The sequence below is a fragment of the Williamsia sp. Y721 genome, from assembly GCF_059683565.1.
The window spans coordinates 949,932-971,084 of sequence record NZ_JCASNH010000002.1 but is presented as its reverse complement, the minus strand read 5'-3'; the positions used below and the strand labels follow the sequence as shown (position 1 = coordinate 971,084).

General features: G+C 65.6%; 19 protein-coding genes. 9 read left to right on the top strand and 10 right to left on the bottom strand.

The genetic code is table 11. From position 1 onward, the window contains the following. The first annotated feature begins 11 nt into the window (after positions 1-11). A complete protein-coding gene (locus tag AC56PL_RS13340; RefSeq protein WP_497154120.1) occupies positions 12-1,394 on the top strand; it encodes a DUF2867 domain-containing protein in 1,383 nt (460 codons plus the stop codon). A 43-nt stretch (positions 1,395-1,437) separates the two neighbouring features. Here AC56PL_RS13340 and AC56PL_RS13335 read toward each other — a convergent pair whose 3' ends face one another. Then, a complete protein-coding gene (locus AC56PL_RS13335) occupies positions 1,438-2,271 on the bottom strand; it encodes an alpha/beta fold hydrolase (protein ID WP_497154119.1) in 834 nt (277 codons plus the stop codon). Positions 2,272-2,438: 167 nt separating this feature from the next. Here AC56PL_RS13335 and AC56PL_RS13330 point away from each other — a divergent pair, with 167 nt between their 5' ends. The 5 genes from AC56PL_RS13330 to AC56PL_RS13310 all read left to right on the top strand — a co-directional run bounded on the left by AC56PL_RS13330 (position 2,439) and on the right by AC56PL_RS13310 (position 9,002). Then, positions 2,439-4,424, top strand: a complete 1,986-nt coding sequence (locus AC56PL_RS13330; protein ID WP_497154118.1) for a hypothetical protein — start codon at positions 2,439-2,441, stop codon at positions 4,422-4,424. A 53-nt stretch (positions 4,425-4,477) separates the two neighbouring features. Continuing rightward, complete coding sequence (locus AC56PL_RS13325; protein ID WP_497154117.1) at positions 4,478-6,100, top strand: LuxR C-terminal-related transcriptional regulator; 1,623 nt, start codon at positions 4,478-4,480, stop codon at positions 6,098-6,100. A gap of 137 nt (positions 6,101-6,237) precedes the next feature. Then, on the top strand, positions 6,238-6,669 hold the full coding sequence (locus AC56PL_RS13320) for an ester cyclase (protein ID WP_497154116.1): 432 nt from the start codon (positions 6,238-6,240) through the stop codon (positions 6,667-6,669). Further along, positions 6,669-7,844, top strand: a complete 1,176-nt coding sequence (locus AC56PL_RS13315; protein ID WP_497154115.1) for an acyl-CoA dehydrogenase family protein — start codon at positions 6,669-6,671, stop codon at positions 7,842-7,844. Before AC56PL_RS13320 ends, AC56PL_RS13315 begins: the two co-directional genes overlap by 1 nt. Positions 7,845-7,889: 45 nt before the next feature. Beyond that, complete coding sequence (locus AC56PL_RS13310; RefSeq protein ID WP_497154114.1) at positions 7,890-9,002, top strand: FAD-dependent monooxygenase; 1,113 nt, start codon at positions 7,890-7,892, stop codon at positions 9,000-9,002. 20 nt (positions 9,003-9,022) lie between these two features. Here the strand turns inward: AC56PL_RS13310 and AC56PL_RS13305 are convergent, their stop codons facing one another. The 4 genes from AC56PL_RS13305 to AC56PL_RS13290 form a co-directional block, all read right to left on the bottom strand. Continuing rightward, complete coding sequence (locus AC56PL_RS13305) at positions 9,023-9,766, bottom strand: SDR family NAD(P)-dependent oxidoreductase (RefSeq protein ID WP_497154113.1); 744 nt, start codon at positions 9,764-9,766, stop codon at positions 9,023-9,025. An 11-nt stretch (positions 9,767-9,777) separates the two neighbouring features. Then, positions 9,778-10,800, bottom strand: coding sequence for a phosphotransferase family protein (locus AC56PL_RS13300; RefSeq protein WP_497154112.1), 1,023 nt, complete (start codon positions 10,798-10,800; stop codon positions 9,778-9,780). Next, complete coding sequence (locus AC56PL_RS13295; RefSeq protein ID WP_497154111.1) at positions 10,797-12,011, bottom strand: acyl-CoA dehydrogenase family protein; 1,215 nt, start codon at positions 12,009-12,011, stop codon at positions 10,797-10,799. Before AC56PL_RS13295 ends, AC56PL_RS13300 begins: the two co-directional genes overlap by 4 nt. A 116-nt stretch (positions 12,012-12,127) precedes the next feature. Beyond that, on the bottom strand, positions 12,128-12,790 hold the full coding sequence (locus AC56PL_RS13290; protein ID WP_495514134.1) for a TetR-type transcription factor C-terminal domain-containing protein: 663 nt from the start codon (positions 12,788-12,790) through the stop codon (positions 12,128-12,130). A gap of 80 nt (positions 12,791-12,870) precedes the next feature. On the opposite strand from AC56PL_RS13290, the gene AC56PL_RS13285 reads away from it, so the two are divergent. Beyond that, entirely contained in the window at positions 12,871-14,163 is a 1,293-nt protein-coding gene (locus AC56PL_RS13285; RefSeq protein WP_497154110.1) for an MFS transporter, read from the top strand. On the opposite strand, the gene AC56PL_RS13280 is transcribed toward AC56PL_RS13285, so the two are convergent. After that, on the bottom strand, positions 14,102-14,734 hold the full coding sequence (locus AC56PL_RS13280; protein ID WP_497154109.1) for a TetR/AcrR family transcriptional regulator: 633 nt from the start codon (positions 14,732-14,734) through the stop codon (positions 14,102-14,104). The genes AC56PL_RS13285 and AC56PL_RS13280 overlap by 62 nt on opposite strands. A 111-nt stretch (positions 14,735-14,845) precedes the next feature. On the opposite strand from AC56PL_RS13280, the gene AC56PL_RS13275 reads away from it, so the two are divergent. Next, a complete protein-coding gene (locus tag AC56PL_RS13275) occupies positions 14,846-15,727 on the top strand; it encodes an oxygenase MpaB family protein (protein ID WP_495514131.1) in 882 nt (293 codons plus the stop codon). A 38-nt stretch (positions 15,728-15,765) separates the two neighbouring features. Here the strand turns inward: AC56PL_RS13275 and AC56PL_RS13270 are convergent, their stop codons facing one another. Then, entirely contained in the window at positions 15,766-17,082 is a 1,317-nt protein-coding gene (locus AC56PL_RS13270; RefSeq protein WP_497154108.1) for an alpha-hydroxy-acid oxidizing protein, read from the bottom strand. Positions 17,083-17,202: 120 nt separating this feature from the next. On the opposite strand from AC56PL_RS13270, the gene curA reads away from it, so the two are divergent. Continuing rightward, positions 17,203-18,222 (top strand): NADPH-dependent curcumin/dihydrocurcumin reductase, encoded by a 1,020-nt coding sequence (curA, locus tag AC56PL_RS13265; RefSeq protein WP_497154107.1) that lies wholly within the window; start codon positions 17,203-17,205, stop codon positions 18,220-18,222. 40 nt (positions 18,223-18,262) lie between these two features. Here curA and AC56PL_RS13260 read toward each other — a convergent pair whose 3' ends face one another. The 3 genes from AC56PL_RS13260 to AC56PL_RS13250 all read right to left on the bottom strand — a co-directional run bounded on the left by AC56PL_RS13260 (position 18,263) and on the right by AC56PL_RS13250 (position 21,131). Next, positions 18,263-19,084 carry an ABC transporter ATP-binding protein gene (locus AC56PL_RS13260; RefSeq protein WP_497154106.1) on the bottom strand — a complete coding sequence of 274 codons (822 nt, stop codon included), beginning with the start codon at positions 19,082-19,084 and terminating at the stop codon, positions 18,263-18,265. Then, positions 19,081-20,049: a FecCD family ABC transporter permease gene (locus AC56PL_RS13255; protein WP_497154105.1), complete on the bottom strand. Its 969-nt coding sequence runs from the start codon at positions 20,047-20,049 to the stop codon at positions 19,081-19,083. Before AC56PL_RS13255 ends, AC56PL_RS13260 begins: the two co-directional genes overlap by 4 nt. 65 nt (positions 20,050-20,114) lie before the next feature. Next, the gene (locus tag AC56PL_RS13250) at positions 20,115-21,131 is read right to left on the bottom strand and encodes a FecCD family ABC transporter permease (protein ID WP_497154104.1); all 1,017 of its coding nucleotides are present in this window, start codon (positions 21,129-21,131) and stop codon (positions 20,115-20,117) included. Positions 21,132-21,153: the final 22 nt, after the last annotated feature.

Here is a 21,153-nt window from a genome sequence, read left to right as displayed (position 1 = left end):
ACACTGCGGATATGCAGCCGCAACCGACGCAGGCCCGCAACATCCTGGTCACCGGCGCCACCGGATACATCGGCGGGCGCCTGGCACCACGATTGATCGAACGCGGGCACGATGTCCGGGTGCTGGCGCGAACACCGGACAAGCTCCAGGGTGCGCCGTGGGCTGAGCGCGCAACGGTGCTCAAGGGAGACCTGTCCGATCCGGCGTCACTGGCCGAGGCGTTCGATGGCACCGACGTGATCTATCACCTGGTTCACTCCATGGGCGGGACCAAAGATTTCAAGGCCGAAGAGCAGCGCGCGGCCCGCAACGTGGTCGCGGCGGCCGAGGTCGCCGGAGTGAGTCGCATCGTCTACCTCAGCGGATTACATCCCGCCGACGTCGAGCTCTCAGAGCACCTCAGTTCACGCTCCGAGGTCGGCGAGATCCTGATGGACTCCGGCATCGAGACGATCGTGCTGCAGGCCGGCGTGGTGATCGGCTCGGGTTCGGCGTCGTTCGAGATGATCCGGCACCTGACCGAGCGCCTACCGGCGATGACCACGCCCCGGTGGGTGCACAACAAGATCCAGCCGATCGCGGTGAACGACGTCCTCCATTACCTCGTCGAAGCCGCAACCGCCCCGGTGCCGGAATCCCGGACCTGGGATATCGGCGGCCCCGACGTCCTCGAATACGGCGACATGATGCACGTATACGCCGAGGTGGCGGGCCTCGCCAAACGACGCATCCTCGTATTGCCGCTGCTCACACCAACACTCGCGAGTCGATGGGTGGGCACCGTGACACCGATTCCCGGCGGGCTGGCCCGCCCTCTCGTCGAATCCCTGGAGCATGACGCGGTGGCTTCCGAGCACGATGTCGACTCGGTCATCCCGCCACCGAACGGCGGACTCACACCGTATCGGACTGCGGTCGAGCTGGCGCTGGCCCGCGTCAACCGCGGCGAAGTCGAAGTCGAGTGGTCGAATGCCTCATCGAAAACGCCTCCATCAGAACCGATTCCGTCTGATCCCACGTGGGCGGGCGAACAGGTATGCACAGACACGCGTTCCGGCAACACCGCCACCGACCCGGCGACACTCTGGAAAGCTGCCGAATCCGTCGGCGGCGACCTGAAACAGTGGAAGGTCGAATCAACCGAGCCCGGAACGCTTGTGCGGCTCACCTCGCAGATGCCGGTGCCCGGGAAGGCCTGGCTCGACATACGCGTCCGCGCCACCGATGACGGATCGCGCCTCGAGCTGCGGACGGTGTTCTATCCGCGGGGCCTGGTGGGCCGCGGCTATTGGTATGCGATGTTGCCGGTCCGCCGAAAGTATTACGACGCCATGGCGACCAAGATCATCCGGCAAGCCGAGGCCGTTACCCAAGCTGATCCACACCGGCCCTGACCGACGCAGGCTTTTCGTTCCTGCGCGACACTGTGGCGGCCGTTCACTCGGCAAGAAAATCAGTCACGAGGCGGTTGAAGTCGTCGGGGCGCTCGATCGGCACCACATGCGAGGATCCGTCGCCTCGAATGACCTCGAACCGTGCTCCGGGGATCGCGTCGGCAACCTCGCGCGCTATCCAAGGTGGGGTCAACAAGTCCTGCTCGCCCACAACGACCAGGGTCGGGGCGGTGATTTCGCCCAACCGATCGAGGGCATCGAACTTAAGGTAGGCATCGGACTGGCGCGCGTACGCCTCAGGACTCATCGGGTACGGATTGCCAGCCAACAGTGCGACGGTGTCCTGGACCGCGTCGTGATTACGCAGGAAGGCCGTGGAGAACAACGCGGCCAACTGTTGTCCGCCGAAGACCTCCCCGGTCGCGTCGTTCGCCTTGACCCAGCGCCAGATACAGATCGGATCGACCGCACTTCGTGCCGGCGCTGCACCGGTCCCGGTGAGCACCAGCCGATCCAGCCGGTCCGCATGCCGGAGGGCGAACTCTTGGGCAATCATCCCGCCCATGGATAACCCCAACACATGGGTTCGCGCGATCTGCAACGCGTCGAGCAGACCGGCGAGGTCATCGGCCATGTCTGCAACGTTGTACGGGTTGTCCGCTTGTGAGCTGCGGCCGGCGTCGCGATTGTCGACGGTCACCACCGTGAACTCGGTGGACAGGGCCGGAACCTGTGCCAGCGCCCAGAGCGACGAGTCGTATCCGATTCCCATCACCAAAAGGAGCGCAGGTCCGCTGCCATGGGTCTCGTAGTACAGGTCCTGCCCGTTGGTGTGCACCCTGCCTGATCGTGGCAGTTGCGTCATGTTGGTGTTCATCGCTCTCTCCTTGGTTTCCACGGCCGGATGGGGTGTGTTGGGACTGTCGTCCGATTGGCCGGATCGGACGTGTCAACCTCCATGCGTGAGGAAGACTGTTACCGCGGTAGCCCTCGGTGTTACGGCAGGCCGGCGGACAAACGGGCAGGCCTGCGGGCAGGTGAGCGATGGACGACACGGCTGATGCGGCGCAGATCGAGCAGGCGCGAGAGGCAGCCTCGTGCGGTGACTGGATACGGGCCTACGACCTGTTCCTCGGCGCGGACGCGCGCTCCAGACTTTCGGTGGACGACCTCGGGTTGCTCGCCGAAGTCGCGTACGCCACCGGCCATCTGGACGTGACGATCACGGCTTGGGAGCGTGCGCATGCCGAAGCTGTGCGCATCGGCGACCCCATCGCGGCCGCAGGCGCGGCGGCGCGTATCGCCCTTCACCTGCTGATGGACACCGCGCTGATGGCGCCGATCCGTGGGTGGGTCAGGCGAGCGGAGCGACTCCTCGTGGGTCACGACGAGACGCCGATCCACGCATGGCTGGCGGTCATCAAGAGTTACGAGCGCCTCATGATCGGCGACGTCCACGCCGCCCACGAATGGGCAGGCCGGGCTGTCATCGTGGGATCGATCTGCAACCCGGTCGCGGCCGCTATCGGCAGGGTGGCGGAGGCACACGCCGTGATCCTGGAGGGTGACGTCCGCCGGGGCCTCGAACTCGTCGACGAAGCAGCGGTGGCCACTATTTCTGGCGAACTCGATGCCATATCGACAGGGATGGTCTACTGCGAGTTGGTGTGCATGCTCCAAGGGCTCGCTCAGCACGACCTCGCCGAGGAGTGGACGGAGGCAATGGAGCGGTGGCTCCCCGGGAACGGTATCGGCAGTATCCATGGTCGCTGCCGCGTCCACCGTGCCGAAATCCTCCGACTGCGTGGGGATAGCCACGAAGCCGAGCGTGAGGCCCTGGCGGCCTGCGCGGAACTCCGTCCATACCTTCAACGGGAATTAGGTTGGCCCCTCACTGAATTGGGCCTCATACGCTTCCAGATGAAAGATCTCCGAGGTGCCGAAGACGCATTTCTCGCAGCTCGTGAGGCCGGGTGGGATCCGGAGCCGGGACTCGCCCTGGTGCGATTGGCTCAGGGCGACGTGGCTTTGGCAGCAGCATCCATCCGAGAGGCACTGGATCATCCGCTGACCGTCCCCTCCAAGGAACTGCCCCCGAACACCGACCTGCGCCGGGCACCACTGCTGGCCGCGCGGGTGGAGATCGAGGTGGCGGCCGGAGACCTCGTCGGTGCACGCGACGCGGCCGACGAACTTGCGCGCGTGGCCGAATTGTTCGAGAGCAGGGCATTGGCGGCCAGTGCGGCAATGGCAGACGGCCGCGTGCGGCTACCGAGCGGCGACGTGGCGGGTGCCCGGCAGGCCTTCGAAGCCGCCGTCCAGTTGTGGACCGTCGTGGGGGCTCCTCACGAGACGGCTCTGGCGCGCACAGAGCTCGCACACGCACATCGCGAAGCGCCGTCGCCGGCGTTTTCGCAAGTCAAGGCGCGTCAGGTCAGCGATCATCTGCAAGACCCCAATGTCTTTCGCCGGCAAGGCGATTACTGGTCCATCTCGTTCGGAGAACACACCGTTACGCTGCGTGACCTGAAAGGTCTGCACTATCTCGCGCGGCTCCTCGCCCATCCCGGTCGGGAGTTCCACGTGCTCGACCTCGTGACGAATGAGATGCAGGTGTCCGCGATCGGTACGCCGGATCCCGAGCTGACGCCTTCCGGGTGGGGCGACGCGGGTGTACTGCTCGACGCCCAGGCCAAGAACGCCTACCGTCGGCGGCTGGTTGAGATCGATGACGATCTAGATGAGGCGCGACTCCTGAATGACAGCGGACGCGTCGTCCAGGCAGAGGCGGAACGCGACTTCCTCATCCGCGAACTGTCGCGCGCAGTGGGTTTGGGCGGGCGTAGCCGGCGTGCCGGTTCCGCATCGGAACGCGCCCGAGTCGGCGTGACCCGGGCGGTCCGCTATGCGATGCGCCGCATTCATCAACACCACCCAGCACTCGGGGAGCACTTCGATCGTGCCATTCGGACAGGCACCTATTGTGTCTACTTGCCTGACTCACGCATTGCCACCTCCTGGATGCTTTGACAGTTGTCCCGCATCAGGCGTCTGCGAGTAGGCGAGCGGTCCATACTGAAGTGATGGTGGGCGTCGGGAATCCTGGCGGTGAAGCATTCGGCCGGCTCGCTTGGGAGACGGCGTACAAGTACCTGTCCGCGGCTGCCGACGACGCGCCGCCTGGCGTCGATGATCTCGAACGCCTCGCTGTCGCCGCGTATCTCACGGGACGATACGAAGAGAGCACGGGCGTGTGGGAGCGTGCGCATCAGAGCGCGCTCGCCTCCGGGGATGTTGTCCGGGCGGTGCGCTGTGCGGCGTGGCTGGCGTTCGGTTTGATAAATCGCGGCGAGTTGGCCCGCGGTGGCGGCTGGGTCGCGCACGCGCAGAGGCTGCTCGACGATGCGGACATCCACAGTGTGGAGCGGGGCTTCCTGCGTTATCTCGCCGCGGTGAGAATGTATTTCGAAGGCGACACCGACGGTGCTCATCGCGGCTTTCTCGAGGCCTGCGCGAGCGGCGAACATTTCGACGATCCCGAGCTGGTCGCACTCGCGCGGGTCTGTGTGGCACGATGCCTGATCAATCACGGCGAGGTCGCCGAAGGGGTCACTCTGCTCGACGAGGTAATCGTTACGATTGCCGCACAGCAGGTTTCACCGATCGCCGTTGGCGACATCTACTGCACAGCCATCGACGGTTGTCATGAACTCTTCGACCTCCGGCGCGTGCAGGAATGGACGTCGGCATTTCACCGCTGGTGCGAGAACCAACCCGAACTGGTGCTCTACCACGGTCAGTGCCTCGTCCACCGCGCCGAGATGATGATGCTGCACGGCGAGTGGTCCGACGCCGCCGACGAGGCCGAGAGAGCATTCGACCGGTTGTTCAGTCACCCGGCTGTCGGCGAATCGCTGTATCTGCGGGCCGAGTTGCACCGACTGCGCGGGGAGTCGGCCGCCGCAGAGGTCGCCTACCGGCAGGCGAACCGCCAGGGTCGGCAACCGCATCCGGGGCTGGCGCTGCTGCGCCTGGCCCAAGGTGACGTGTACGGGGCAGGTGCGGCGATCCGGAGGGCACTGGCCGAGGCCACGCAACCGCCCGAGCGGGCGGCCTTGCTCGCCGGCTATGTCGAGATCGTCCTGGCCGGTGGTGACGCGCTCGCCGCCCGCGCCGGCGCCGACGAACTGGCGTCGCTCGCCGCCATGTGGAGCACAGCCTTCCTGCGCGCCGCCGCCGACCACGCGACCGGCGCCGTACTCCTCGCCGACGGGTCGCCTGAAGCGGCCCTGATCGCCCTGCGTCGCGCCGTCGCGGGCTGGCGCGATCTGGGCGTGCCGTACGAACGGGCCCGGGCCATCGTGCTGATCGGGCGTGCCTGTCACCGGCTCGGTGACTCCGAGGGCGCCGAGATGGAGTTCGCGGTGGCCCACGCCATCTTCGCCGAGCTTCGTGCGGCCACCGACCTCGTCCGACTCGAGGTGACCGCGACGTCGGCGCGGCAGGGGTCGGCGTGCGGACTGAGCCCCCGCGAACTGGAGGTACTCGCGCTCGTGGCCACCGGCGCAACGAACCGAGCGATCGCCGCCGACCTCGCTATCAGCGAGAAGACCGTGGCCTCCCATCTGAGCAGCATCTTCACCAAACTGGACCTGTCGTCGCGGGCAGCCGCCACGGCCTACGCGTATCGGCACGACCTCATCTGACCGGCCTCCACGCGGTGACTGCGTTCCTCCGCAGAATCACCTAGTCGCACCGGGGTCAAAAATCAGTGATTTGTCCGATGTGGACACGCTGCGGGCTTCGTACGGTTGGTTCACACCACCAACCCACGGGAGACATCATGAGTGACGCGGACATCGCCGTCGTACGGCGTTTCACCACACAGGGATGCGTCGGCGGCCGGCTCGGCGTGATCGACGAGATCTTCGCCGAGGACTTCGTCAACCACGACCCGATGCCGGGGCATGACACCGGTCGGGAGGGCATGCGGCAGACGATCGCCTTGCTGAATGACGGGCTTTCCGACCGGAAGATGCTGCTCGACGAGTACCGATCGGCCGGCGACACGGTCGTCGAGAATGCCGCGGTCGGCGCGATCCATACCGGCGAGATGCTCGGGGTTCCCGCATCCGGTACCGAGGTGATGGTGCGCAGTATCGAGATCTGGCGCGTGGCCGACGGCAAGATTGCCGAACGCTGGGGTGTGGTCGACGTCGCCGGGTTGCTGGCGCAACTCAGTGCCACCACCGCCTCGACCGGCGCGGTGTCGTGATGTCCGCCATCGACGCCGCCCGGCCGCCGTCGCTCGAGGCGGCCGCAATCCTCGACGGCGTACGGGCAATGACGCCGTCCATAACCGATCGTGCCCGCGAGATCGAGACGGCCCGACGATTGCCCGACGACCTGCGTGCGTCGCTCGAGTCCCTGGGATGCTTTCGAATGCTGTTGCCCCACAGCCACGGTGGTCTCGACATCGGGTTGCCTTCGGCGTTGACAGTCCTCGACGCACTCGCGCAAGCCGACGGGTCGACGAGTTGGACGGTGGCGATCGCCTCGAGCGGCTGGCTCGACGTGAGCCACCTCTCGCGGGCCGCCTTCGACGCCCTCTACGCCGACGGACCGCAGGTCATCGTCGGCGTCTTCAACCCGAGCGGGACGGCGGTGCGCGAGGGTGACGACTATCGGGTCAGCGGTCGTTGGTCCTTCGCCAGTGGTTGCCAGGACGCCCGTTGGCTGTTCGGCAACTGCATGGAGGGCGACGGCTCGCAGGGCTCGGTTCCGCAGATCCGTCTGGTTGTGTTCTCGCCCGAACAGGTCGAGATCGAGGACACCTGGACCGCGTCCGGGCTCTGCGGCACGGGCAGCCACCATTTCTCGGTACGAGACGCGCTCGTCCCTGCCGAGCGTACCGGCCTCATCATGGTCGACGAGCCGTGTCTCGACGAACCGCTGCTGCGCCTTCCCCCACCAGCAGTGTTCGCACTGGAAATCGCCAGTGTCGCAGTCGGTATCGCCGCCGGGGCACTGTCCGACATCGTCGACCTGGCCACGACGAAGGTGCCGCTGCTCGGCCCGACTGCGCTGGCCGCCAACCCACTGTTCCAGCACCAACTGGGCGTCGCCGATGCCAAGCTACGCGCGGCGCGGACCCTGTTGTATTCCGATGCCGACGCCGCCTGGGCAAGCGCGCTGGCCGACGACGAGCTCACGCCCGAGTTCCGGGCACACCTGCGCGCCGCATGCACGTGGGTGGTGGCCAGTGCGGTCGAGGTGGTCGACACCGCTTACACGGCCGGGGGTGGCACCTCGCTGTACTCCGAACATCCACTCCAGCGCAGGCTGCGCGACGTTCATGCGATCACTCAGCATTTCCTCGTAAAGCTCGACAGCCTCACGACGGCGGGTGCGATACTTGTCGGACAAGACGTCGACCTCACCGTTTTCTGACGAACCCGGTCCCGGTGTGCTGATGCGGTGACGGAGGTGGTCACCATGCACGGTGACGGAGTACGTGTCCTGATCGTCGGCGCCGGTATCGCCGGTCCTGCCACCGCACGCTTGTTGCATGACTGGGGCGCGGCCGTCGAGATCATCGAGCGAGCCCCGATCCCGGTACCCGAAGGCACCGGAATCTACTTGCTGGGCAACACCGTTCGCGCACTCGAGACCATCGGACTCGCGCGCCAGGTGGCCGGCCTCGCCGTTCGTATCTATCGCCAGCGCACCGCCGATCACCGTGGCCGTCTGCTGTTCGACGTCGATGTCGGCGAACTCTGGGACGGGATCGGGTCGTGCCTGGCCATGCCCCGGGCCGACCTTCACCGAGTGTTGATCGACAGGGTCGCCGATGTGCCGATTCGCTGGGGTGACTCACCACAGACGATTGATTCGGACGGAACCGACATCACGGTGCGAACGACAGCGGGCCATGTCGGCCACTACGACCTCGTCGTGGGCGCCGACGGTGTGCACTCCACGGTTCGCAGCAAAGTTTTCGATGTCGACGCGACTACGCCGGTCGGCCAGTACGCATACCGCTTCCTGACGGAGTGGGACGGCCCGCCCGGACTGTGGTCGGTGCGGCTCGGGCCGGGTTCGGCATTCCTGATGATCCCGATCGGCCAGGGTCAGGTGTACTGCTACTGCGACGGGCCGATCAGCGATCCGGTGGTTCCGTTGCGAAATGTGCTGTCGGACTATGCCGAACCGGTCCCGACCCTGCTCGATGCGCTGGACAAAAGGGGCCCGGAAGCGGTGCATGCCGGGCCGGTCGAGGAGGTCGTGCTCAACCGGTGGTCGCGTGGCAACGTCCTGCTCATCGGCGACGCCGCCCACGGGACCTCCCCCAACATGGCCCAGGGTGTCGCGATGGCTCTCGAAGACGCCATCGTCCTGACCGAATCCCTGACGGCAGCAACGAATATCACCGAGGCACTGGCGGCATTCGAACAGCGCCGCCGACCGCGGACGGACTGGGTTCTCGCGCAGACCCACCGCCGCGACCACGCACGCAACCTGCCGCCGATGATTCGCAACGTCGTGCTCCGCCGGTTCGGGAAACGCATCTTCCACGCAAACTACCGTCCGCTGCGCGATGCTCCCTGAGCCACAGACGGTTTCGAAGGTCAGGCCCGGCCCAGGCTGTTACCCGGACGGGTCAACACCACACCGGGAAGTACCGCGTACCGAGACAACTGGGTCACCGCCATCGCGATCGTCGCGACATCGGCCGCGGTGATCATCTCCTGCGGCGGGATCGCGGTCCAGGACGACATGTCGGTGTTCACGTACCCGGGAGAGATGGTCGATGCGGAGACACCCCGCCCCGACTCCTCCAGGTTGAAGGTCTCGCACAACGAGATCAGCGCGGCCTTGGTCGCGCCGTATGCCGCGAGTTCCGGTTCGGGATGAACTCCGGTGATCGATGCGATGGCGATGACCTTTGCGGCCCCGGCCAATTCGGCGGTGTTGCGCAACGTCGGGAGCAGCGTCTGCAGCAGCACATACGCCGATCGCACGTTCACCTGATACAACTTGTCGAAACGGCGGGCGGGTAGATCGCTGATCGGACCCTTCTGGCCCATACCGGCATTGAGTACCAGCGCATCGAGACGACCGTATTCGGTGACGTGCATCGCGGCCAGGTGCGTCAGCTGCTCTTCGTCGGCGGCGTCCGCGGTCACCACTTCGACGCGTCCACCAAATGTATTGGTCAGCCGGGTTGCCAGCTCCCGCAACGGCTCCGGACTACGCGCGCTGATCGTCAGATCCCAGCCATCGGCCGCGAACCTCGACGCGATCTCGGCGCCGATACCCCGTGAGGCACCGGTCACCAACGCGACTTTACGACCCTTGTCCCGCTCGACCACCGAAACCCCCCTCAGCTCTTGTTGTTGATCGCCCGCAGGCCGGCAGCCATGAACTCGCCCGTTGCGGCAGCGGCACTCTCGGCACCGTCACCGGACGACGACCCGCTGCGCGCCCGGTGGGTGATGCCCTCACCGATCACACCGAGTTTGAAGTTCGCCAGTGCCAGATAGAAGTTCCAGTCGGACAATTCGCGACCGGACACCTTTGCGTACCGCTCGGCGAGGTCATCCGGCGACGGATAGCGATCGCTGGTCCATGCCGCATCCATGCCGAGTACCGCGTCGAAGATCGGTGCGCGGTAGACGCACATCAGGGCCACGTCGGTGAGCGGATCGCCCAGCGTCGACATCTCCCAGTCGACCACGGCCTTGATCTTGCCCGGATCATTCGCGTCGAGAATCGTGTTGTCGACCCGGAAATCACCGTGGACAATCGAGTTGGACGTCTGCGCCGGAATCGCTTCACTCAGTGCCGCATGCAGTTTGGCGACATCGTCGAGTTCGCGGGTCTTGACGTGTTCCCACTGGCGCGCCCAGGTCTTGACCTGCCTGGCCACGAACCCGTCGGGCCGACCGAACTCGCCGAGACCCACGGCCTGGTAGTCCACCGCATGCAGGTCGGCAAGCGCCTGGATCAGGCCGTCGACATTCCGCTCGACATCATCGTCGCGCAGCGCTTTGAGGTCGTCGGCGCTACGCACAACCGAACCGTCGACGAACTCGACGACGGTGCAGGGCGCACCGAGCGCGTCACCTTCCTTGTCGAAGGCGACGGTGACTGCGACCGGAACCGCAGTGTGCTGCAGTCCGTTGGTGACCGTCCATTCGCGGTTCATGTCGTGCGCCGACGGCGTCAGTCCACCGGTCGGTGGGCGCCGAACAACCCAGTGCGAGTTGTCATCCCGGACCGAGAATGTCAGGTTGGACCGCCCGCCGCTGATCAACTCGACCGCCAGATCACCTGCGACCGGAACACCACGCTCGATCAGGAACGTGCGGAGCTTGGCAACGTCCATCCCGGGCAGCGAGGTCATGATGCCTTCCCGGCGGCGATGGCCTTCTTGGTCTTACCAACGGCACGCTTGGCGATGGCCCACCGGTGCACCTCGGACGGGCCGTCGTAGATCTGGAACGGGCGGAGCTCACGCTGCAGTCGGGCCAGCGGCAACTCATCGGAAACGCCCATGCCGCCACACATCTGGATCGAACGGTCGACCACTCTGGAGAATGCCTCGGCGCCGAACGTCTTCGCAATCGAGGTCTCATCGCCGGCGTTGGAACCCTGATCGAGGGCCCAGCAGGCCTTGACCAGCAGCGCCCGAGCAGCGGCGAGGTCGATCTCGTTGTCGGCCACCATCTTCTGGATCATGCCGAGGTCGCCGAGCTTGCCGCCGAACGCCTCACGCTGTGCGACGTAGTTCAGCGCGACATCGTGCGCCCGGTTGGCACTACCCATCCAGCGCATCACGTGGGTCATCCGAGCCGGCCCCAGACGGACCTGCGCGTAGCGGTAGCCCTCATCGACCTCACCGAGGACGTCCTCGTCGGGGACGAATACGTCACGGAATGCGACCTCGCAATGCCCACCGATCATCGCCCGGTCGATCGTGTTGATGTGGCGCCCGACGGTGATACCCGGAGTACTCGCCGGGGCCAGGAACATCGTTGCCCCGCCGCGATCGCCGGGGGCGCCGGCCGTGCGGGCCATGATGATGAAGAATCCGGCGCCATCGGCTCCGGTGATGAACCACTTGTCGCCGTTGATCTTCCAGCCGCCGTCGACCTTCGTCGCCGCGGTGCGCAGGGCCGACGGATCGGCACCGGCACCGGGCGCGGGTTCGGTCATGGCAAACGCCGACCGCTGGTCACCGGCGGCCAGCGGTGCGAGGTACTTCTGCTTCTGCGCGCCCGAGGCGATGTGGGCCAGCATGTGCACGTTGCCCTCGTCGGGGGCGCCGATGTGCAGGGCGATGGGCCCGAAGACCGAGTAGCCGGCCGCTTCGAAGACCGGCGCGCGGTCCGACATGTTCAATCCGAGACCGCCGTATTCAACCGGGGCGTGCGGTGCGAAGACACCTGCCTCACGGGCACGGTCGCGCATCTCCAGGCGGCGCTCGTCGCCACCGGCCGCCGTGATGTCGCCTGCGAACTCGTCCTCGATCGGCAGCACGTGGTCGCGGACGAAGACGTTCGTCTTCTTGATGATGTCCTCGACCTGGGGATCGTAGGAAAGCTGAATCGCCATGGGCACCTCCTTGTGCGCGGTGCTCGACGATCCGGAACCCCGGCCCGACCGAGCGATCGTTCGGTAGTTGGGGATCACCGTGCCATGCCTGCACCGGGGCGGTCAAGCCGTCCGGTTCACTGCGTCCCGGGCATGACCCCAACCATCTGCCGTGCGATCAGCAGATATCGCGACACCAACTCGTCGGGACCGAGGCGTCCTCGTGGCCGGTACCACGTCGAAACACCCACACACATGGTCGCGACGGCCCGCGCCGCATCCTTGGGATACGGGCACACGAAGTCCCCCGTCGCCACGCCGGCCTCGACGATGTTGTCCACCATCCGTTGCTGGCGGTCGCGGAGGGCGATGTACTCCAGACGGAAGTCCGGTTCGAGGCTCCGGGTCTCGGTGGAACCGACAAACGCCCGCGCCCGGCGGTACATGTGGAATCGCAGGAGCGATTCGACCACCGCGTCGAACTGCTCCAGGGGTGCAGGCCCGGCTTCGGCCAGCGCGGCTTCCGAACGGTCCAGGAGGTCGCTCATCGTCCGTTCGAGCAGTCCCTGCAACAGCGACTGCTTGGACGGGTAATGGTGATAGAGGCCCGGCACACTCAGACCGGCGCGAGCAGCGATGTCACGCACCGACGTGCCGTGGTAGCCGTGCTCGGCGAACGCCGCGAGCGCAGCAGCGAGAGGGACCGGGAGGTCTTCCTCGTCCCCGTACTGCCGCCACGCACCGGAGCTCCGCGCACCGTCATCACTGGCGTGCGACGTCGGATCGACCCCGGAGTTCATGGGTTTCAACCTAGCTTGTCGCGCCGCTGCCCCCATACACACGCACCGACGCACGCGAGCCCGATTGGTGATCCTCGCAGATGATCCGGCAAGCTGACTGGATGCAGGCCGACCCCACCTCGCCCCGGCCCAGTTCCGTCGGCATCAGCTCGTCACTGACACTCCTGTTCGCGCTCACCTGCGGTCTGTCCGTCTCGTCGCTGTATCTCCTGCAACCGGTCCTCGACGAGATCCGCGCGGACTTCGCCGTGAGTACCGCCACCGCGGCATTGGTGGTGACCGCCGCGCAATTCGGCTACGTCATCGGCATGCTCCTGCTGGTTCCGCTTGGCGACCTGTGGAATCGAAAGTTGCTGGCGCCCAGCATGATGGCCGCGTCCGCCGGCGCTTTGCTGGTCAGTGGACTGGCTCCCGGATTCATCGCACTGTTCGCGGCATCGATCCTGGTCGGGATCAGCGCAGCCACCGCGCAACTCGTCATCCCCTGGTCGTCAGCACTGGCACTGCCCTCCGATCGCGGCCGCGTGGTGGGTGTGGTGATGAGTGGACTACTGATGGGCATCCTGCTCGCCCGCCTGGTCAGCGGCGTGATCGCCGAGTTCGGCGGCTGGCGATCGGTGATGTTCGTCTGCGCCGCACTGATGGCGGCCCTGGCGGTGGTCGTGTATTTCATGGCACCCCCCGATGCCGCACGGCCACATCAGCCGTACGGACAACTGCTGCTGTCGGTGGCCCGGATGGTCCGCACCGAGACGATGCTGCGCCAGCGGATGGCGCTGGGATTTCTGACGATGTTCGGATTCAGCGCGATGTGGACGTCGACGGCGTTCCTGTTGTCCGGTAACCGCGGTGAGCACTTCGACTACTCCGAATCTGCGATCGGCGCCTTCGGGTTGGCCGGGATCGCCGGCGCCGCGGGTGCACCGCTGATCGGTAAGCTCGCCGACCGCGGACATCTGCGTTTGGCAACAACGTCGGCGTGGCTCGTCACCATCGCGGGCTGGCTGCTGCTGGCGTGGCCCGGTACCCCGTTGGCCGCCTTCATCATCGGACTCGTGGTGTTCGACCTCGGAGCGCAGGCTTCACAGCTGTCGAACCAAACTGCCATCTACACACTGGCTCCCGAAGCCCGCAGCCGGGTGACCACCGCCTACATGGTCACGTATTTCACCGGCGCGGTTGCCGGTTCGGTCTGCTCGGGATTTGCCTATGCAGGTGGCGGCTGGGGCACGTTGTGCGTGATCGGGATCGTTGTCTCGACCCTCGGCCTGCTGTTGTGGATCGGCTTCGACCGCTGGAACAACCGCAGACTCAGTGGTGCTGATCGGCCCGTTGCGGAAGCAACTCCGACACCGCACCGTACATCATCGTGACACATAGATCGACGAGTTCGTCTGTGCTGCAGTTGATCCCGCCGTCGATCCAGGCGGACAGGACCTGCCCGAACCCGCCGACGTAGAAATGGGCAGCGCCCTGCACCTCGGGCCCGTTGTCCTCGGCGCCCGAGTTCTGCATGGTCAGCGTCGCGAACATCAGGATGGTGTCATTGCGTTTACTGGCAAGCTTTCCGCTCAGCAGGGTCTGCGAGAACAACACCCGCCCGCGCCGACGGTCCGCATCGATCCGGTCGACGATGACCCGCACGACCGACGCGATCTGATCGCGGGTCGATCTGCCACCTGCCACCACCGCCTCTTGCGCGGCCGCCGCGATGTCGAGAACGACCTCGTCGTACGTGGCCGCGACCAGCGCGTCGACATCCTCGAAGCTCTCGTAGAAATACCGGGCCGTCAGACCGGCCTGCCGACAGACCCCGCGCACGCTGATCAACCCGCCGTCGGGCGACCCGAGGATGTCCAATGCTGCGTCCACCAAGGTTGCCCGGCGCCGTTTCACCCGGTCTGCTCCGTTTTCGCCACCATATGGGCGCAAGGGGTCAGCCATCCCCCCATCTTGTCACCTCGTGTTCCAGGCCATTGACTTTCGGTCAACGGATCGGTTGAATCAAAGCGACAACGCACGTAGTCACAATGTTCATTGCGAGAAGGGCAGACAATGACGTCTGGGATCATCGATGGAAGCAGCGCACGCTCTACGGAGATACCGGTACCGACATGGACCCGGGACGAGACTGACAGCGCTTCCGGAGACCTGCTCGAAATGCCCGGCATCTCGGCCCTCGCCGGTGCGGCAAATGTGATCATGCAACTTGCGCTGCCTGCGGTCGGTTACGGGGTCGCGGAGAGCAAGGTCGACTCCGGCAACCTGTTCAAGCACCCACTCAAACGGGCCCGCACCACGCTGTCGTACCTCGCGGTCGCGGTCAACGGGACACCTGCGGACCGCAAGGCCTACCGCAAGGCGATCGGCCACGCCCACGCCCAGGTCAAGTCGAGCGCCTCGAGTCCGGTGAAGTACAACGCCTTCGACCCGAACCTGCAGTTGTGGGTTGCCGCCTGTCTGTACAAGGGCTGGGAGGACATGCAGTACCTCTACGGTGATCCCGAAGCAGTCACCGAACAGGCCTATCAGCAGGGTGCGCTGATGGGCACCACGCTGCAGATGTCCCGCGACATGTGGCCCGCGACCCGCGCCGACTTCCAGGAGTACTGGGACACCACCGTCGCCGGACTCGAGATCGACGACACGATCCGCGAGCTCCTTCTTTCCATCTCCAAGTTCGAGTTCTTGCCGCGGCCGTTCTCCTTCGTGATCGGCGGTTACGGAATGTTCCTCACCACCGGCTTCCTGCCGCCGGAGTTCCGCGACAAGATGGGCTTGGCCTGGTCCGATCGGAACCAGCGGGTGTTCGACATCCACAACCAGCTCGCCAGGTCCGTTGCGACCCGGCTACCGAAGCCGTTGCGCGCCTTCCCCTTCAACGCGTACCTGTGGGACGTCCGGCGCCGGATCCGGACGGGCCGCTCGTTGACCTGACCGCGGCGACGCGCGACCGGCCAGGCCCGGCGCAAACGTCAGATGACTCTCTTCAACGACGCCGGTGTCAGATCAGCGGCGCTCGTGTGGCCCGACAATCCCAGCGTCAGATCCAGCTCGGCGATGATGTTGGCAACGACATCGCGGGCACCATCGGCCCCGGCCAAGGCCAGACCGTACATGTGAGGCCGCCCCACGCAGACCGCGTCGGCGCCAAGCGCCAGCGCCTTGAATGCATCGGCACCACCGTGAATTCCGGAGTCGAGCAACACTTTTGCGCGCCCCTGCACCGCGGCGACGACGTCCACCAGCGCGTCGACCGATCCGATCGCCCCATCAACCTGCCTGCCACCGTGATTGGACACCAGGATCCCGTCGACCCCCAGGTCAACGGCCTGCAGGGCGTCGTCGGGATGCAGGATGCCCTTGAGGACGATCGGCAGCGAGGTGCGTTCACGAAGTCCGGCGATATCGGCCCAACTCAGCGACGGGCGTGAATAGATCTCCAGGAACGTCTGCACCGATTCCCGCGGGACGGGCGAAAGCAGGTTGCGCACAGCACCTCCCGGGGTATTGCGGGCCATCGAGACCAGAGATTTGATGGCACCGACGGTGATCTGCGGTCGCTCCCGCGGGAGCGCTGCCGCGATCCGCTCCCGGACGATGTCGACGAACCGTGGGTCCGAGGTGTACTGGTCGATCCCGAGCCCCTGAGCGAATGGCAACGATCCCAGATTCAGATCCTGGGGACGCCAGCCGAGCATCGTGGTGTCCAGAGTTACGACTATGGCTGCGGCCCCGGATTTTTCGGCCCGATTCAGGAAGCTGTCGACCAGGTCCTCGTCGGTCGACCAATACAGCTGATACCACCGTGGCGCACCGGCGGCGACCTCATCCATCGCGGCCGCGGTCTGTTCCATCGGCACACTGCCCTGGCTGGAGAAGATATATGGAACGCCGAGCTCGGCAGCGGCACGTCCGATGTGAATATCGGCCTGCGGGTGTGCCAATGCACCGGCACCCACCGGCGAGAAGAGAATCGGTGCAGGCAGTTGTTGCCCGAAGAGTTCGGTCGTCAATGTCCGCTTCGACACATCCCGCAGCATCCGGGGCACGATCGCCCACCGGTCAAAGGCCTTGCGATTTGCCGACATCGTGCCACCGTCACCGGCGCCACCGGCCACGTAGGCCCAGGCCTTCGGCGACATCTTCTTCTTCGCAGCCCGTTCGAGCGCTTCAAAATTGGTTGGTACCTGAGGTTTTCGGCCGAAGACGCCGTTCGAATAGATGGTGTTCTGCCGGGCCCGGCCCACCGAATTCGCCCCGTCTGCCGAGTCTGTTGGGTCGCTGCTCATCGCTCCACCGTAGTGACACCGGGTCGACCAGAACAATGGGTGACGGAACATGGCGCCATTGACGGAACACCGCACCAGGGGCACGGTGGAGGTACACGGTCGATCTCGATGAGGAGACACATGACAAACGCCACCCGTATCGTGCTGGCCGCGCGGCCACACGGTGAGCCCAAGGACTCCGATTTCCGTTTCGAGGAGTTTCCATTGCGTGAGCCACAGGACGGTGAGGTCTCGTTGCAGACGCTCTACCTCTCCCTGGATCCCTACATGCGCGGCCGGATGAGTGCCGCGAAATCGTACGCACCGCCGGTGGAGATCGGCGACACCATGGTCGGCGCAACGGTGTCCCGCGTCATCGAGTCCACCGTCGACCGTTTTGCACCGGGCGATGTGGTGCTCGGCTACGGGGGCTGGCAAACCCATTCGGTCGAGCCCGCCAAGCAACTGCGACTCCTCGACCCGAAGACGAATCCGCCCTCCACCGCACTGGGAGTCCTCGGCATGCCCGGGTTCACCGCGTATTCGGGGCTGCTGACCATCGGTAAACCCCAACCCGGCGAAACCGTTGTGGTGGCGGCCGCGGCGGGTCCGGTGGGATCGGCCGTCGGCCAGATCGCAAAGATCAAGGGGGCACGCGCCGTCGGCATCGCAGGCGGCCCCGAGAAGGTCGCCTACCTGGTCGATGAACTCGGATTCGATGCCGCGGTCGACCATCGCGCCGACAACTTCGCCGAGCAGTTGGCCGCAGCCACACCCGACGGCATCGACGTGTACTTCGAGAACGTGGGCGGCGCGGTGTTCGACGCAGTGCTGCCCCGGATGAACCTCTACGGCCGGATCCCGGTCTGCGGACTCGTCGCCAACTACAACCTGACGTCACTTCCCGAGGGCCCGGACCGGACCGGACAGCTGATGGGGATCGTGCTGGCCCAGAGCCTGACCATCCGCGGATTCATCCAGACCGAGTTCGCCGCCGAACAGACGCCGAAGTTCCTCGAAGAGGCGTCCGGATGGGTCGCCGACGGATCGCTGAAGTACCGGGAAGACGTCACCGACGGCTTCGAGAACGTACTCGACGCGTTCCGCGGACTCCTCACTGGACGCAACTTCGGCAAGGCCCTGGTCCGCGTCGCCAGCTGACCCCGACCCCCGGGCCCCTGCACCAGTTGGGGTGGTCGGGTCAGCGCAGGCGTTTGGGCACGACCATCGGTAGATCGGTCACCGGATCGGGCACCACCACAGCGTCGAGGCCGAAGACTTCCCTGATCAAGTCGGCGTTCACGACGTTCTCGGGCCGACCCTGCGCGACGATCCGGCCACCCGACAACGCAACCAGGTGATCGGCGAATCGGCAGGCCTGGTTGATGTCGTGCAGCACCGTGATGATTGTCCGGCCCGAATCCCGCAGGGACGAACAGAGCTCGAGCAGCTCGTATTGATGGGTGATGTCCAGGAACGACGTGGGCTCGTCCAGCAGGAGGTAGGACGTGTCCTGCGCGAGCACCATCGCGATCCAGACACGTTGCCGTTGACCACCGGACAACTGGCCAACCTGTCGCTCGGCGAGGTCGGTGACACCAGCCTGATCCATCGCGCGGTTCACCGCCTCCTCGTCATCCGGGGACCACATCGACAGCACCGACTGATGCGGGAACCGACCACGGCGCACCAGCCCGTGGACCGTGATGTTCTCCGGTGCCACCAGATCCTGTGGCAGAAAAGCGATCTGCCGGGCCACCGATTTGGGTTTGAGTGAATTGACGTCGGCCCCGTCGAATTCGATGACACCGTCGACCGGCTTGAGCAGCCGCACCATCGCGCGCATCAGTGTCGACTTGCCGCAGGCATTGGGGCCGACGATCGCGGTGAACGCGCCGTCCGGGATATCGAGGTCAAGACCGGTCGACACGACTCGCCCCTCGTAGCCCAGTGTCACGCCACGCACCCGCAGTCGGGACGGCTTGGTCCCGGCCATCGGCCCGGTCGCCTTGTCAACTGTCACTGTCCCAATCCTTTTCGTGCGCTCTTGACCTCTTTGACCAGCAGCCAGAGCAGGTATGTTCCGCCGATGGCGGTGGTGACCACACCCACCGGCAACGACACCGGCGCCAACAACAACTGCGCGATGAGGTCGGCGGCAAGCAACAGCACCGCACCGGTGAACGCGGCCGGAATCAACGCCACGCCCGCGGACCCGGCAAGCCGGCGCCCGATCTGCGGCGCCGCCAACGCGATGAACACGATCGGTCCGGCCACCCCGGTCACAGTTGCGGTGAGGACGACACCGGCCCCAACCAGCAACAGCCGCAACCGATTCAACTGCACACCACTGGTGACGGCCAGATCGTTGCCCAACGTCGACTGGTGCATCGGTGATGAAACCGCCATGAGTACCAGCACCATCCCGGCGATGATGGCTGCCGGTAGAGCGAGCTCATCCCAGTCCACCCCGTTGATCGACCCGGCGCTCCAGCCCGTCGCAGCGATCGCCACATCGAGGTCGGCACGCAGGATGATCCACGAATTGACCGCTGTCAGCATGGCATTGAACGCGATGCCGACCACGATGAGGGTCACGCCGCCACGCCCGGATCCGAGTGAGAACGCGTAGATGAGGGCCGCGGTGGCCAGGCCTCCGATCACAGAACTCACGGCCAACTCACCCGAGGTCCCCGAGAGCACCGTGATCGCAACCAGCGCACCCGTGTATGCCCCGGCGTCGAGGCCGATCACATCCGGGCTGCCGAGTGGATTGTTGGTCAGGTTCTGAAAGATGGCCCCTGCCAAGCCGAGCGCAGCACCGAAGACCAGTGCGGCAACGACTCGTGGCATCCGCCAGTGGGTGATGACAAACCATTCGTCGCCACGCCCGACCAATGCCTGCAGCACCGTGGCCGGCGAAGACCAGTCGCTGCCGTAGCTCAGCCCGACGAAAGCGAGTAGGACGGCGAGGACAGTCAGGGTCACACAAGCGGTCACACCACGTCGCTCGGCGCGTAGTGTCAACTTTCCGGTGCGGAGAACTATCGCGCTCACAGCGTCATCGCTCCGAACTTCCTGACAACCCAGATCAACATCGGTCCACCCAGGAATGCGGTCACGATCGCGACCGGAACCTCCCCGGTCGGCAGCAACAACCGGGCGATGATATCCGCCGAGACCAGGAGGATCGGTCCAACCAGCATCGAGTAGCCGATCAACCGGGGCACCGACCCGGCAGCCAGGCGACGCGCCAGATGCGGGACGATGAGCCCGACAAACACGATCGGCCCGGCGATCGCGGTCGCCACCGCCGCCAGCATCGTCACCAAGAGCACAACGATCGTGCGGGTCAGCCCAACCCTGGTACCCAGCGAATGCGCAACGGTCTCACCAAGCGCGAGGGTGTCGAGCGAGCGTGTCATCATCATCGCCGCGATCAGGCATCCGACGATGATCAGAATCGGGATCATCAAATCGGCCTGCTCACGCCCTGCCAGCGATCCCACCGACCAGAAACGGTAGCGGTCGAATACGTCCGGCTTCATCAGGCGCAGGCCCAACGAAATGCCCGACAGCACCGCGGTCAGCGCCACCCCGGCCAGGATCAGGTGCAGCGGGGAGGTCCGCCCAACCGCATAGACGGCAACGGACGCGATCAGCGCGCCGAAGAACGAGAGCACCACGATCGGGATCTGGCCCTGGACATCCCAGAGGGCAACACCGACGGTCAACGCGAATCCGGCGCCTGCCGTGACACCGAGAATCCCCGGTTCTGCCAACGGATTTCGCGTCATCGCCTGGATCAATGCGCCGGATGTGCCGAGCGCTGCCCCGACCGCGAAGCCCAGTAGGGTCCTCGGCAATCGCACGTCCCGAACGACGATGTGGCTGTCGTCGGTACCGACGTAATCGGTCAATGCCGCCCAGACCTCGCCCGGCGCAGTGGTACGTGCCCCCACGCACAGGCTCAACACCGTCAACAGAAGCAACACCAGCAGCAGAGTTCCGATGATGGCGGTGTTACTCAGACGTCGACGCGGACGCGCCGTGGCAACCGTGGTTGTCACACCCGCGCCCGCGCTCGAACAG